Source organism: Aporhodopirellula sallentina SM41 (genome assembly GCF_000346505.1).
In the GTDB taxonomy this organism is placed as follows: domain Bacteria; phylum Planctomycetota; class Planctomycetia; order Pirellulales; family Pirellulaceae; genus Rhodopirellula; species Rhodopirellula sallentina.
This window is the reverse complement of sequence record NZ_ANOH01000422.1, coordinates 1-15,136: the sequence shown is the minus strand read 5'-3', so window position 1 is coordinate 15,136 and position 15,136 is coordinate 1. Positions and strand designations below refer to the sequence as shown.

Genomic DNA, 15,136 nt, shown 5'->3' with positions numbered 1-15,136 from the left:
TTTTCCGCCGACAGCGTTCTCTGGTGAGCGAGGATTTGTTTCAAAACGTAGTCGACACCGACGAGTCCGGTCAGCGAATCGTCACGGTCTTCTTCGACCGGTTGTTCGATGTCGGCAGGAAACTCCGGCGCCTCGGCTTCGATCCAGTGACGCACCAGGGCGAGTTCTTTTTCCGATAGAGGCGGAGCCCCTTTGGGCATCCGAGTGTCTTCGTCGTCTTCGATCAAAATTTCGTACAAACGCGAATTGCTCGCGTCGCCCGGCACGACTTGATCGTCGGCCAGCAGCGACTCCAGAGACAGCACGTTCAGATCGGCGATTTGTTGATCATTCCCGTGGCACTGCGAACATCGCGAACGCAACAGCTCTTTCACATCCGCGGCCAGTTTGGATTTCTCGGCCTCCCGGTCGGTTGATTCAGACGCGATCGCCCGAGCCCCGAGCGAGCCCACGCTCGCCAGACTGACCAAAACCGTCAACACGAACGTGCGACGAAACGCAAATAGATGTGACATGGGCAGTCAACTCAAATGGAAAAAAGGGTCAATTAGAAACGAGGGCGATTATTCGAAGATGTGATGCAGCTTCAATTCAGGTTCCACCGGACCGGCTGCGAAGCCCATCTCCGCCTAGTGTAACCCGCCCAACCAGCTGATTTGCAACCACTCGATCTGAATTTTGCGTGGTCAACACGAGTGCGATCCCGCGTCAAATCATGACGTCCACTCTCTACGCAAAGCGACAAACGCGACAGGAGAACGATCCCATCCACCACGGCAAGCAGCCGTCATCGACAGAACGATTCGGCCCGCCTGTTTGTGGGAACTCGACAACGGATTTACTATGACAATGCGATTTGCGTTGCCGCAGCGGACACCCAAACGCAACCAATTTCGAAACCGCCGAACCGAAACCGATCGGGCCGACCACACCCTCGATGAGGTTCCTGTTAAGCTGAAGCAGAGGTGTCTATAGAAATTCGCGAGCAACTTTGGGAGGATCACCGAGTGAACGCTATTCTGGTTTGGGGCATTGCAACGGCGGCATCAGTCATCGCGCTGGGATGGGCACGACGGTTTCATCATCAGATGATGCAAGCCGACGAGGGAAACGACGAAATGCGGTCGATCGCGGAGAGCGTTCGAATCGGCGCGGCGGCCTATCTCCGACAACAAAACAAAGTCGTGGCAATCGTGTTCGTGGTCGTGACACTGTTGCTCGCGTTCGCCGCGATCGGACTGCGGGTCCTATCGGTTTTCACCCCGATCGCTTTCTTGACAGGTGGTTTGTTCAGCGGACTGTGCGGGTGGATCGGCATGCGAACGGCGACGCAAGCGAGCAGCCGGACCGCGGCGGGCGCCCGCGTTTCCCTCAACGACGGATTGCAAGTCGCTTTCCGCAGCGGCGCCGTGATGGGGCTCACCGTTGTCGGCATGGGGTTGCTCTACCTGTGTTTGTGGTTCGCCGGATTGTATTGGCTCGTCCCGATGATCGGTGGCAAAGAATCCGCGATGAGCCTACATCAAATTTCCGTCACGATGTTGACGTTCGGCATGGGAGCCAGCGCGCAGGCACTCTTCGCTCGCGTCGGTGGAGGCATCTTTACGAAAGCAGCCGATGTGGGTGCGGATCTGGTCGGCAAAGTCGAGCAGAGCCTCGCCGAAGACTCGCCACGCAACCCAGCGACGATCGCCGACAACGTCGGGGATAACGTTGGCGACGTTGCCGGCATGGGTGCCGACCTTTACGAGTCGTACACCGGATCGATCTTGGCCGCGTCGGCACTCGGTGTCGCCGCGATGTGCCAAGACGGAATGCTCGCTGAAGGTGGCGACGTTACCTCCGCGCAGCTTCACGCGATGTTGCTTCCGCTGGCGATCGCCGCTTTCGGAATCCTCTGCTCGATCGCAGGAGTTTACGCCGTCAAGACTGGCGATACGCTTTCGCAGAAGGCCCTTTTAAAAGCACTCTCACAAGGAATCAATCGATCGTCACTCTTGGTCGTGATCGGTTCGGTGGGCCTATCGATTTGGTTGATGCCGCCCGTGCCCGGCACCATGTTCTTTGGAATCGTTCCTGGAATCGCAGTCAGTGTTGTCGTGGGACTAATGGCGGGTTGGGCGATCGGATGGTGGACCGAACGCGTTACCAGCGATGAGTACGCAACGACGCAGCACCTCGCCAGCGAAGCGGAAACAGGCTCCGCGACCATCATCATCGGCGGGGTCGCCGACGGAATGCTGAGCGTTTGGTTTCCGGTTTTGGTGGTGTCGGCCGCCATGTTCCTCGCCTTTGGGTTTGCCAACGGGGGCGAGTTTAACGACTTCAACCGGTTCTCGCTGGGGCTCTACGGAGTCGGTCTCGCCGCGGTCGGGATGCTCAGCACGCTCGGCATCACTTTGGCGACGGACGCGTACGGCCCGATCGCGGACAACGCCGGCGGGAACGCGGAAATGGCAGGTCTCGAACCGGTCGTTCGCGAACGAACCGACGCCCTCGACAGCCTCGGAAACACCACCGCCGCGACGGGAAAAGGATTCGCGATCGGTTCGGCCGCACTCACCGCGCTCGCGTTGCTCGCCGCTTATGTCGAGGGTGTCCGTGACGGTTTCGATCGTTGGGGTACCGAGGTCGCCGCAGAAGTATCCGGCGAGGGCTACTTCAAACTGAACAACAATTTGATGATCGAGAAGACTCCGTCGGGGACCGAAACCTTCCTGATCATGCCGACGCGTTCGGAGTCACCTCAACAACGCGAGACTTGGCATGCGGTCAACGGCGGCGAATCGTTCGACTCCGTCGTGCTGAACACAGCGATCGAAGGTGACCGAGTTGAAGTCACTCAAGCGACGCTGCAGGACTTCTTGCATTACTTCGACATGACGTTGATGAATCCGAGAGTTCTCGTCGGTGTGTTTCTCGGTGCGATGAGCACGTTCCTGTTCTGCGCGATGACGATGAAGTCCGTCGGCCGCGCCGCACAGGGGATGGTGGTGGAGGTACGCAGACAGTTCGTCGAAAACCCGGGTATCCTCGAAGGCACCGTAGCGCCGGACTACCAACGTCCGATCGAGATCAGTACCAAGGCGGCGCAGCGAGAGATGATCCTCCCTAGCCTGCTCGGGTTGCTGCTTCCGATTGCGGTCGGACTGCTCCTCGGCGTCGGCGGCGTCCTCGGACTGCTCACCGGATGTCTCACCAGCGGATTCTGTCTGGCCGTTTTCATGGCCAACAGCGGCGGCATGTGGGACAACGCGAAGAAGTACATCGAAGCCGGACACCATGGCGGCAAAGGTAGCCTCGCTCACAAAGCCGCCGTTGTGGGCGACACCGTTGGCGATCCCTTCAAAGACACCAGCGGCCCGAGCCTGAACATCCTGATCAAATTGATGAGCATGGTCAGCGTCGTGGTCGCCGGTCTGATCGTTCGTTACTCGCTCGTCGCGTTGGAAATTTTCTAACCGACCAAGTGCCGACAAAACCTTATTTCTTTTGCCACACGCGAACGTACTCGATTTCGTAGTCGACAACGCCGTCGTCTTTCTCGCCCTCGGGGCTGTTGCGTTCGAGATCTTCTTTGCTCTTCGGGATTCCGTGCCACGGGAAAGTCTCATTGTCCAGCCACAGATGAATCGGCACCGTGGCGACGTAGCCGTCGTATTCCTCATCGACGTCGCGGTTTTCGCGAGCCCACTGCCGCACGTCGCCGGCGGTTACCTCGGAGAGCAACTTCCCATCGAGATAATACTTGATCCCATTTTCGCTCCAATCAACACCGTACACGTGGAAGTCATCCGCAAACCGGAAACCGACGTCTTTGCGTTCGGTATACACCGGCTTTCCTTTCAATTTCTTCCAATCTCGGACCGACCACCACAGTTCGCTATCGAGATGCTCTTTCGCCTTTCCGCGGCCGTCACCGTACTGTTCGAAGAAATCGAATTCGATGCCTTCTCCGGTGGACCAAAACGCGCTGCTGACTTGGGCATCGGCCGCTTTGCTCTTGATTTCGATATACCCATATTGAAACGGTTTGCGTGAGATGAAACACGCGGTCGTGATGTTTTCGTACGGCATCGCGTCACCGAAAACCGGTTGGCGAATCTCATCGCTGAACGGAAAGTCCGGCTCCCACCGCACTTCGAGTTTCAGCACGCCGTCTTCGAGCCGGTAATTCCGTCCCGAAAACTGCGACGGAGCCCGTCCCTTCCAAACCTTTTTCTCCGGTTTGTCCGGATGCTTGTAGAACGGTTTACCGTTCTCAAATTTTCCGACGATGTACCATCGATCTTCGTTCACTTCCGAACCGTCAAACTCATCGCTCACTTCGGTGTTGTAAACCCATCCGCCATCATTGGTCGGATCCGAAAACGGCACCGGTTGTGACCCCGAGTTAATTCGGTTCGCTGACACCCAATCCTCTGCCATTACGAAGACCGTCCACTGCAAAGCCATTGCCGTCGTCAACACGCTGCGTATCAACAACGCGGTGTTACGTTTCGCGAACAAGATTTCGAACATGGATTAACTCTCGACTGAACGTGGGAGGACAAACCGAACACGAATGAATTGTTTCGCCGGCGGGCATAGACTGGGGTTGTCATGGAAACCGCAGCGAGCCTCGATCGGCTGACGAGTTCTCACATAGACTTCCAAAACGCTCTCGTGAGCCAACGCGGTGTCTCACGCGATTTCACGACGACAACTTGGCTTGGATTTCTTCAATACTCAGGTTTTTGGTTTCCACCAAAGTGAAATACAAAATGGCCAGCCCCACACCGACGGTTGCTGCATAGGAAAGGAAGATGGTGGTCATCCCCATGTTCTCGAGCTGCCACGGGAAAAAGATCTGCACCAACCAACTCGTCAAACTGGTCACGATCGCGAAGAAAGGAATCGCAGTGCCACGAACCGAAACCGGAAACAGTTCCGAGAACAGCACCCACATCACCGGACCGACCGAAAACTGAAATGCTGCGATAAAGCTCAAAATGCCGACCAAAATCAACGTCGCGTTGATCTGAATCGCCTCTTCGAGAAACATGTTGAAATGCTTCGTCGTTGCCGATCGTCCGATCAATCCGCGTAAAGCTTCGCGAAACTCGATGTCACTCGAAAACTCCGTGCCCGCTAGCGTGCCAATCGATGTGATCTCAGGCACGTCTTCCAAGCGTTCGGAAATCTCCCCGATCGACTCTGCCGACAACGTGTAACGTGCCTCATGGAACGTGTACGCACACAATCCTAGGCTAGCGATGATCCACAGCATTCCGCCCACCACCATCGGCCTGCGCCCCACTTTGTCGACCGACAAAAGCCCGAGCACGGTGAAGACGACGCTGATCACACCCACCCAAATCGCCTGCACAAATGCGGCATTGTCGCCGATCCCGAGCTGTTTGAAGATCGTTTGGGCGTAGAACAAAACAGCATTGATCCCGCACGACTGCTGAGCGATCGCGATCGTGAATGCGATGATGAACGTCAGCCGCATCGGCTTCCCGAATATCTCGGACAACTGAGCCTTCATCGAGTGATCTTGTGAACTTTGCTGCAGACTCTGTTTGACTTCGTCCACGTGCGCGGCGATCTCATCCTCGTGCATGATCCGCGTCAGACAACGTGCCGCGTCTTCGTCCCGACCTTTGTAAATCAACCAATAGGGACTCTCGGGAATCACGAGTACTAGCCCCATCCAAATCAAACAAACCGGCACCTCCGCCGCCAACATCCAACGCCAGCAATTCGCGGGCGTCACCCCGAGCGACTGAACCCATCCGATGTCGGCTCCGGCGAGATAGTGAATCAGATACGAAATGAAATAGGCAATCGTCAGACCGATCACGATGTTGATCTGAGTCATCGAAACCAACTTGCCACGCCACTTCGGCGGCGCGATCTCTCCGATGTACATCGACGCAAGTGTGATCGAACTCCATCCCACGCCTCCGAGAAACCTTGCGGCCACCAACGACCAGTAATTCGGCGCGACCGCCGAACCAATCGCCGAGAGCAGATACAAGATGGCGATCACAACAATCGCTGTCTTGCGACCAAATCGATTGCAAACGAAACCCGCAAACGGTAACGCCAATAAAACACCGAGAGCAGGAGACGCAACCGCAGTCCCCAACCGTTCCGCAGAGAGATCGAACTCCGCTTGAATCAAATCAACGCCACCGGAAATCAACGCAGCGTCGAGGCCGAAAACGAAGCCTCCCATCGACACGATGGATGCAAATAGGAATGCGTTGCGAGTCTTCGAATTCATGAGAGTAGATCTTGGATGAACGGTCCGTGCATATGTTGGGTTGACGGTAACAGTGTAGGCGATCCCATCATCGATCGCGTGGCACCCTGCCTGGCCCGACCGCATGAAAACCGAGAATCAAAACACACCGTCCGCTGCCGATCTCGTTTGTCTATTGACTAGTGTCTCGCCGCGGTCAAGAGTTCGAATTCGCGTTCGAGCTCGTAGCGAAAGTCGCCAAGACCTTCGGCAAGTCTTAAGCCCGCCCCCAACTCTCGGCGAATATCGCTAACCTCAAAAGAGGCCGTGCCGCACCCTGTGCGTCACTGGTTCGTGACACAACCTCTCGATACATCCTCTATATCAAGGCCCGGCCTATTTCTGCCCGGTTGCTTCGGATTGCTGACGCTCCATGTCCGCTTTGTACTGCGCGATGAAGTCAGCCTTCTCTTTCTCGCTGGCACTGTTCATCACATTGGTCGCTCCCTCATTACCGCAGCCCGATAAACCAGCCACAGCAAAAGTCCCGACCAAAACCAAAACAAGCATTCGAACCATTGAAAAACTCCTTCTGAAAGCAAAACACAAGAACACAGTTGCTAAGCGAACCGCCTTGTCATACAATAGCACCAAGCGACGGGGTTTATCAAGCCGCAATCTTATTGTTTTGTCGGATCCGCTGCCCTCAGCAGTGAGCCTCGTCGCCGGACCGCGTTCAGCCAACACGCGTCGAAACCAACTCGTTGCTTCGTTTTGAATCACCTTCGGGATAGTCGATCCATGAAATCAATTCCGATTTCTCGAGCTGTATATCAACGACGAACCTTTCGGGGCTGACTCGCGTTTCCTTTTCCCACTCTTTCCTTCATCGGAGTCTATTTGTCATGCATCGTTCAAATTCAAATCGTGGTTTCACGTTAGTGGAACTGCTGGTGGTGATCGCCATCATCGGCGTTCTCGTTGGGCTCTTGCTGCCGGCGGTCCAAGCGGCGCGGGAAGCGGCACGCCGGATGAGCTGCAGCAACAACTTCAAACAACTCGGCTTGGCAGTGCACAACTACCACAGCGCCTACAACGCCTTGCCAAAACACGGAACCGGTAGCTACCTGCCTCGTTGGAGCTTCGGAGGTAACTACTATGAGAACAAGTCACAACTGAGCATGTTGGTGGGCCTCTTGCCGTTCTTAGAACAGCAGGCGATCTGGGAACAAGTGGTTAACCCATTGGCAAACAACGATCCGAGCTTGGGCGGACCGGCAATCTATCAGGCGATGGGGCCAACCCCACAGGTCATTACCTATGACCCTTGGGTTACCAATATCCCGACCCTCCGTTGTCCAAGTGACCCGGGTTTCGGGTTGCCATCGATGGGCCGGACCAACTACGCGGCATGCTTGGGTGACAGCGCATACTGCCAGATCGTTGGGGCAATGAGTCATGTTTTGACCAGCAACCAGGGTTACGCGGAACGATCACGCTCGACGGATCGTGGTGTATTCGTGCCACGCTATCAAACGAAATTCCGAGATATTCTCGACGGGTTGGCAAACACGGTCATGATGGGCGAAATTGCTACTGACCTGGGTGACCGCGATACACGTACCGATGCGAAATTCGATGGATCGGGAATCTTCCCAGCAAGCTCGACAACATTGTCAGGTAACCCTTCGATCTGTCTGACAGGTACCGATCCGGAACGTCCTCAATTCTGGGCCAACGGCACGACCAACCTCGGTGGAACGAACTCGGGCTTCGGACGTGGTTACAAGTGGGCGTCGTACTACCCGCTGTACTCCGTCATTACCACAATTTTACCGCCGAACTCACCCGTCTGTGCGTCGACACTGCGAGCGATCCATGGCGGTACGGCTAGCGGCAGTACATTGCAGGGTTGGTGCACGATCGCCGCAGCGGACGGTGACCAAGCCAACGGCATCTACGGGCCTAGCAGTCGTCACCAAGGTGGAGTCCATGTCCTAATGGGTGACGGTGCAGTGAAATTCATTACGGACTCGATCGAAGCCGGGTCCAACACCGCACAAATGGTCAGTTGGGAAGGCGTCGCCGGACCACCATCATCCACCCCAGGATCCCAAAGCCCCTACGGGTTGTGGGGAGCCTTGGGAACTCGCGCTGCCAAGGAAGTGATTGAAAGCGAATTCTAAGGCCGCGACCCAAATAGACGCGTCGGTCGTGGAATTCGCTCCACGATCGACGCGGCCGGCATCAAACGAATCGTTCTAGTCAGTAAAAGAGATCCCAATAGCAAGGCTCCGCACCGAAATTGTTGCGTTCTCAATGTCGCCATGTTTCGGTGTCGCGAATTTTGGCGACTCCAACCACGGGATCGGAAACGTTCCGTTTCAAATTGCGAGAGCATTCGACGCAGCATGATTTTCAGTAGGCGATGATGGATCGAAGAAACATCGACACCATGCTGGATTCTTCGTATGCCCTTAGCAAACAAAGCGGACAGATACACTATCGTATCGCGATGTCCGCCGGGGTCCGAACAACGAGGTTATCGAAGCCGAACATTGTTCCGTTGACGGTAAATCCAAACTTGTTCTTAGTCGGATGATCGATTCCGGGCGACTTCAGCGTCGTTGCGAGTTCACCATCGAGAAACACCTTCATTGTCTCGCCTTTGATCCGCACACGTAGGTTGTGCCAATCGTTCGGCTGAAGATCCACTTTGGCCGCTGACTGCGTAGACGCCAAAATCTCCACAAGATCCTCTGACTCTTCCGGGGAAAGGTTCGGGTTCTGGCGTTGCTTACGCACCTCCAAATTCATACCGCCCTTCTTGTCATCGCTAATCCGCAATCGCTTGGGCGATATCGAAACCCGGCAAATGTGTCCAGCATGCACCGACTTTTCATTCTGATCATCAATAACGAGATTGAAACTGGTTCCGCCTTGGAACTGAAAATCGAACTGAATGTCGACGTCGTCAAAATCTTGCAGAACACGAATCGTTGAGCCATGGGCGTCTTTGACTTGCTGCCCCAACAGCACTCCGTCGGTGACCGACCAACCATCTTGCATTCCCGGACCGATGGTGTAATTGCCGCCAACGTCGGTTCGATCGTCGTAGGAATCCTCAAACGCAACCATCCATCCAGGGCCCGACGCTGTGGATCCAACACTTGCTTTGGCGTCCTTTGCTTTTGTATCCTTGTTCGTCTTCTTTCCCTTCCTTTTGTCTTCCTTGGGAGGGAGGTTTGAACCAGGAGCATCCGGTTCCGTTTCGAACAGATCGAACTCCGGCAACACCTCGAGCAACTTGTCGCGTTCGGCACGGTGCGCTTCCGAAACCTCATTCCAGTTGGTGATCTCAGGGAAACTGATCAGGTCGGCAGGATCTTTCGAGACATCGTACCAACGGTCATAGCCATCTTTCATAACCAAGTCGCCGCGGATCATTTGTCGCTCGCGACTGTAGCCGTAGAGCCACTCGCGATGTTTGGTTTGGTCGGTGAACAGAAACGGCACCAGGCTCTCGCCGTTGTGTTCATACTCATCAGGAATCGTGACCCCGGTTAACTCCGCGATGGTAGGCAATAAATCCGACATGTTCACCAAGACATCTTGCTCGCCATGCTTGGTCATGCCGGGAGCGTAGATGATCATCGGAACGTGAACTCCCTTTTGCTTTTCGTGACTGTTCTTGCCGTAGCCGGCCGTTCCATTATCCGCACAGAAAACGATCACCGTATTGTCCGCAATTCCCATCTCGGCCAATTTCTTCCGATACAACCACATCTGGTAATCGAGATAGTTGATGTGGTGATGGATGCCAACATCGGTGACCGTATCATGCGTGTCATAATCGCCGTGGTCGCCGGTAATCTTTGGCTCCGTACGCGTGTAGCCGTCTCCATCCCACCGGATCACTGGTGTTCCTGGCCAAGTCTGTCCGTTTTCGGGATTGAGCCAATCGAACGCACCGTGGCCGAGGTGTGTGGTGTGATAGACAAAGAACGGCTTGCCCTGTTCGTGTTGCCGGTCCATGAAATCAAAGATGAAATCAAGTTCCACATCCGGTCCGTAGGTGCCCAAGCCAAACGAGTCGATCGTTTCCGGCGTGTTGGGCCACCACTGGAAGTCTTTGTCCGCATGGTTCATCAAACGCACATGCGGATAGAAATACCATCCGTGTTGATCATAGGTATCGTACGGCTCGCCGGTGTCTTCGTTGATGACGAGCTTCTGACCGTTGACTTTTTTGCCAACAATTTTGAAGTCGGTAAATGGATTATCTTTGTCTGAAAGACTGCCCGGCGTGAAGCAACCTTGATCGAAGCCGTACTCGCGCAGGTCACCGGGCATCTGAGTCTTGCCGGCCCAGTACGTCGCGTAGCCACCTTGCTGTGCCACGTACCCGATCAGCATAGGCGAGCTTTCGTACAGCGGCCACGTTGTGACCTTGCCAATTTCATTACGATACCGGCCTTTGTAGGAATTGTTCCACCATTTGTGCAGGTGAGCGTACCGACCGGTCATCATCATCGCGCGGCTAGGCGAACAAACAACCGATGCCCACGCGGTCTTGATCCAACATCCTTCCTGAGCCATCTGGTCGAGGACCGGCGTCTTCGCCCTCACCGCCGGGTCCGAACTATCTTCGCCCCGGTTAATGGTCCACGTTGACGAACCATAGATGGGTAATTCGCGAGCACTGATATCATCCGCATACACGAGAACAATATTCGGTCGTCCCCCTGCCCAACATTCAGCGAGGAAAAGCACACCGATCAACTGCCAAACAGCAATAACGCAACTGAACCGGACTATCACCGCTGCCAAACAAAAACGCAAGCAATTCATTAGCACCATTTAACCAGAATAAAAATACGCGAGGCCCTGCCACGTGCATGCCCCAATTTCGGACGCCCAATACCGAACGACAATCCCCGACCACAATACCCGGCCGATTTACCCCGCCCACGGCGTCTCCAACGCAGCGACCTCGACGCTCGATAGTCGTCACGCAGAGCGGTCATCAAGAACACCAGCCCTTTGCACCATCACCTACCGACCATACGGAAATGCAACACGCGGTCACCGAGCAATTGCCTCATCCCGCTAATCGACGCCCAACCTGAAACGTCAACAAGAAGTCCTTTATAAATTGCAACTACTCCGATGACAGGCATGTACCGACTCGTGTCATCAGACACCAAACCCCCAGGGCGTCGCCCGCCGATCCGAACAATGACGAATGCCACGCTCGCAGCACAGAACGCACGCATACTTTTCGCCGTTCTCCTCAAAACGCCATGCAGAGCCACCGATGGACCGGCGGCGGCACAAATTGCTAAGTTAGCGAGCCCCTGATCCGATCCCGATTCAATGAAAACGATTCAAATCGATGACCTGCCGGGCTGCCGGCCTTATTTAAACGAACGATCCATTCGCGTCCGACAATCGCAATCGGGCATGCGTTTGATCGACTTTTTGCTGGAGTACCATCCGCCGACCCCGCGCCAACAATGGCTCGATTGGATCGAAGCGGGTGACATCACGCTGGATTCTCAGACGCTTTCGATCGACCACCGCATGCGGATCGGCGGTCGTTACGTCCATGCCATGCGAGACTTCGTGGAACCTCGCGTCAACGCCACGATACGGATTATCGCCGATGACGAATCGCTACTTGTCGTCGACAAACCTGCCCCGTTGCCGGTTCACCCGAGCGGTCGGTTCAATCGTAACACGCTCACCAAACTGCTCGAGGGTGCCTACCCGAACGTAAAACTGCGGATCGCTCACCGGCTCGACGCAAACACCACCGGCGTCGTCGTTTTTACCAAATCGTCGGAAGCAGCAGCGATCGTTCAGCCTCAATTCGAACAACGCCGGGTCAAAAAAACGTACCTCGTTCGAGTCCACGGCCATGTCCCCTGGGAATCGCACCACTGTGACCTCCCGATCGGTCATGCGCGATCGGCAGGTCCGACCACCGACGCGGGAACCGGTGGGGCACGGACGATTGATAAGCAAGGTTCTCCTGCGGAAACCCATTTCCAATGTCTGCAGCGAAACGACGACGGCACTTCGCTGCTGACTGCAATTCCCGTGACCGGCCGCACCAATCAAATCCGCGTGCACGCCGCAGCGATCGGCCACGCTGTGTTAGGTGACCCTTTTTACCCGCGACAAACAACCGCCGAAAACGATCAATCGGCCATCATCCAAACCCTCGACATCGACCAGCCACCAATGTGCCTCCACGCTTGGCGGCTGAAATTCAAACATCCTCAAACCGAACAGGAAACCGCCTACGAAAGCCCGCCACCGCCATGGGCTCAGCCCACAACGTTTGCACCGTAGTTAAGCCGTTTCCGTGATTCGGCAGAGCAAACGCAGTGTCGCATCAACGCTCGACAGGCGGGCGGTTTCGAGTTGGGTGTGGTAGGAGCACGTGGGCAATTGCAGCGTCGTCCCGCAGATGACGCCTCCGGTGGCTTGGATTAAACGACCGAGTTCCGTGCGACCGATCGACATCGGCTTTTCCCTCGTCCGATTCAGGTCTTCGATATACGCGTCCTTGTACCGATAGGTGACGCCGAGGTCTTCGCATTCACGCTGCAGTTGTGCGGTCAACTCGGTATCAAACTCAGCGTTGGAATCTCGGTTACGAAGGACGACGTCCTGCATTTCCAGGTCATCGACCGTTGCAAACGGGCTGGTGTCGAGAACGATCAGCCGGTCCGTTGTGATATCGTGTCGTTGGAACCACTCCGCCGCGAACCGCCAACTACGCCCTGCCTCCTCGCCGGCGGTAAACAAAGCGGTGCCCTGGAACCCCGATCGGATCAGTTCGATTAACATCGCGACCGACACGACGTTGTCTAGCTGCGCGGAGATCAGACCGTCGGCTTCCTTCAGGCGATCGAGAAACGAAACCGGAGTTCCAGGCTGCAGGAAGTCCAGTCCGTCGAGCTCAAAGATCAGGTTTCGGCGACGAGGACAGATGTATGTTTCGACAATCTTTCCCTGCCCGAGATACGAACCCGCATAGGGTGTGTGAGCCTGAACGCGCTGTCCGTGGAAACGACCCGCGATCGTCTCCATAAACTGTTCCGAAATCGAATCGCCGTTGAGCTCTCCGCGGTTGCCGGCAATAAACGCCGCGTATTGAAACTCATTCGGACCGGTGCACATCAACCCGTGTCGGTCGACGTGGGCCGAAACGAAGTGGCTCTCCGGTTGAGAACCTTCGGCGACCAACAAACCGTGATACCGAGTCACACGGACCGGGTACTCTTCGAGTTCACGGCGCAGCACTCGAAAGAAAGCATCCTCCATACCAACAACCGACGGTTCGCGCACCAGGGCGCGAAGCAAATTCAGAAACTCTTTCATAGCGGTCAATGCATCCGGAAGATCGCGCGTCGCAACCTACCCGAGCATGTCGCCGGATTCCATGAAATTGCGATGCAGATCGAAGCAATGTTGCAGATCGTGCCTGATATGGGCAGCGGACGAGTTGTCGAGATACTTGTGCAGATAATCGCGGTACATCGGATGAGCACAGTTGTCGATAATCGTGCGTGCTCGTTCACCCGGGGCGAGGCCGCGAAGGTCCGCGAGCCCTTGTTCGGTGACGATCACATGAACCGAGTGTTCGTTGTGGTCGGTGTGCGAACACAACGGTACGATCGCCGAGATCTTACCTCCCTTGGCAACCGACGGGCAAACAAACATCGACAGATAGCTGTTGCGTGCAAAGTCACCACTGCCGCCGATGCCGTTCATGATGTTTTGGCCGCAGACGTGTGTGGAGTTCACGTGCCCATAAAGGTCCACCTCCAACGCGGTGTTCATGGCAATCACACCGAGTTGGCGAACCGCTGCGGGGTTGTTGGAAATCTCCTGCGGTCGCAATACGATGCGATCGCGGAAGAATTCAATATCGTCGGCGATCTCTTGCATCTGTTCAGGCAGCAACGTCAAACCACACGAACTCGCCCCACGAAGGCGACCGCTCCGCATCAAGGCAAACGGAGCCGGTTGAAGCACTTCGGTGTACATGAAAAAGTCAGGGATGTCAGGACTCTTGCCGACGCCCGCGGTTACCGCGTTTGCAACGTTTCCGACTCCACTTTGCAGGGGAAGGAAACTCGACGGAATCCGGCCGGAGGCGAGTTCGTTGCTTAGGAATTCGACAACATACCCGGCAATTTTCTCACTCAATTCGTCCGACGCGGTAAAACCACCGAGTTCGTCAGGCTGGTCCGTTTCGACGATTCCCACAATCTTGGCAGGGTCGACTTCCGCATACTTTTTACCGATCCTCTCGAGCGGATGGCTGAGTGACAACGAGAGCCGGTTCGGTGGGCGATTGGGAATCACCACGTCTCCCATGTCACTGATGTCTCGCGACTGAGCACGATTGATTTCGATGATGACCTTCTTCGCCTTCTTCAGAAACGTCGGCGACGCACCGATCGAGGTTGTTAGGTAAACCTTCCCGTCGGCAGTCACCTCTGTCGCTTCGATCACGGCGACATCGATTTCGCCAAAGTGACCAAACATGACCGACTGTGGCAGGTGCGACAGGTGCATATCAACAAAGTCGACTTGGCCGGAGTTGATCTTCTTTCGCAGCGCCCGCGACGATTGATAGGGGGCTCGCCAACTGATCGCGTCGGCTTCGGCGAGACGTTCGTCCACGCTCTCGCCAGTGGATGCTCCGGTGAGCAATCGAATTTGAAATGGTTCGCCCGCTGCGTGAATCTGTTTGGCTCGATTTGCGATCGCGCGTGGAACAGCTTTGGCGGCCCCCGCGGGCGTGAATCCGCTCATGGCGACCATCATATCGTGTTCGATGATCTCGGCGGCCTCACTCGGCCGTCATGGTACGGGAACGGTAAAGAC

The 15,136-nt window shown here is 55.7% G+C and carries 9 protein-coding genes and 1 pseudogene; 3 read left to right on the top strand and 7 right to left on the bottom strand.

The features are described 5' to 3' along the window. Nucleotides 1-515: c-type cytochrome domain-containing protein (locus RSSM_RS27370; RefSeq protein ID WP_008687416.1), on the bottom strand; the 515-nt coding region annotated here is incomplete at its 3' end. Between the two features lie 492 nt (nucleotides 516-1,007). Between RSSM_RS27370 and RSSM_RS27360 the strand changes: the two genes are divergently transcribed. Continuing rightward, nucleotides 1,008-3,461: a sodium-translocating pyrophosphatase gene (locus tag RSSM_RS27360; protein WP_044303806.1), complete on the top strand. Its 2,454-nt coding sequence runs from the start codon at nucleotides 1,008-1,010 to the stop codon at nucleotides 3,459-3,461. A 22-nt stretch (nucleotides 3,462-3,483) separates the two neighbouring features. On the opposite strand, the gene RSSM_RS27355 is transcribed toward RSSM_RS27360, so the two are convergent. The 3 genes from RSSM_RS27355 to RSSM_RS33415 form a co-directional block, all read right to left on the bottom strand. Next, a complete protein-coding gene (locus RSSM_RS27355; protein WP_008687409.1) occupies nucleotides 3,484-4,521 on the bottom strand; it encodes a family 16 glycosylhydrolase in 1,038 nt (345 codons plus the stop codon). A gap of 172 nt (nucleotides 4,522-4,693) precedes the next feature. After that, entirely contained in the window at nucleotides 4,694-6,271 is a 1,578-nt protein-coding gene (locus tag RSSM_RS27350) for an MFS transporter (RefSeq protein ID WP_008687407.1), read from the bottom strand. A 354-nt stretch (nucleotides 6,272-6,625) separates the two neighbouring features. Continuing rightward, nucleotides 6,626-7,012: a hypothetical protein gene (locus RSSM_RS33415; protein WP_144060164.1), complete on the bottom strand. Its 387-nt coding sequence runs from the start codon at nucleotides 7,010-7,012 to the stop codon at nucleotides 6,626-6,628. Between the two features lie 122 nt (nucleotides 7,013-7,134). Here RSSM_RS33415 and RSSM_RS27345 point away from each other — a divergent pair, with 122 nt between their 5' ends. After that, nucleotides 7,135-8,415, top strand: coding sequence for a DUF1559 domain-containing protein (locus RSSM_RS27345; protein WP_044303805.1), 1,281 nt, complete (start codon nucleotides 7,135-7,137; stop codon nucleotides 8,413-8,415). A gap of 316 nt (nucleotides 8,416-8,731) precedes the next feature. On the opposite strand, the gene RSSM_RS27335 is transcribed toward RSSM_RS27345, so the two are convergent. Further along, nucleotides 8,732-11,080, bottom strand: coding sequence for a sulfatase-like hydrolase/transferase (locus tag RSSM_RS27335; RefSeq protein WP_008687398.1), 2,349 nt, complete (start codon nucleotides 11,078-11,080; stop codon nucleotides 8,732-8,734). A gap of 525 nt (nucleotides 11,081-11,605) precedes the next feature. Between RSSM_RS27335 and RSSM_RS27325 the strand changes: the two genes are divergently transcribed. Further along, complete coding sequence (locus RSSM_RS27325; RefSeq protein ID WP_008687396.1) at nucleotides 11,606-12,586, top strand: RluA family pseudouridine synthase; 981 nt, start codon at nucleotides 11,606-11,608, stop codon at nucleotides 12,584-12,586. Here RSSM_RS27325 and RSSM_RS27320 read toward each other — a convergent pair whose 3' ends face one another. Both RSSM_RS27320 and RSSM_RS27315 read right to left on the bottom strand, forming a co-directional pair. Further along, nucleotides 12,587-13,621, bottom strand: coding sequence for a peptidase M42 (locus tag RSSM_RS27320; RefSeq protein ID WP_008687393.1), 1,035 nt, complete (start codon nucleotides 13,619-13,621; stop codon nucleotides 12,587-12,589). A gap of 36 nt (nucleotides 13,622-13,657) precedes the next feature. Beyond that, a pseudogene (locus RSSM_RS27315) lies at nucleotides 13,658-15,097 on the bottom strand (succinate CoA transferase); the annotation flags it as partial. Nucleotides 15,098-15,136 lie beyond the last annotated feature (39 nt).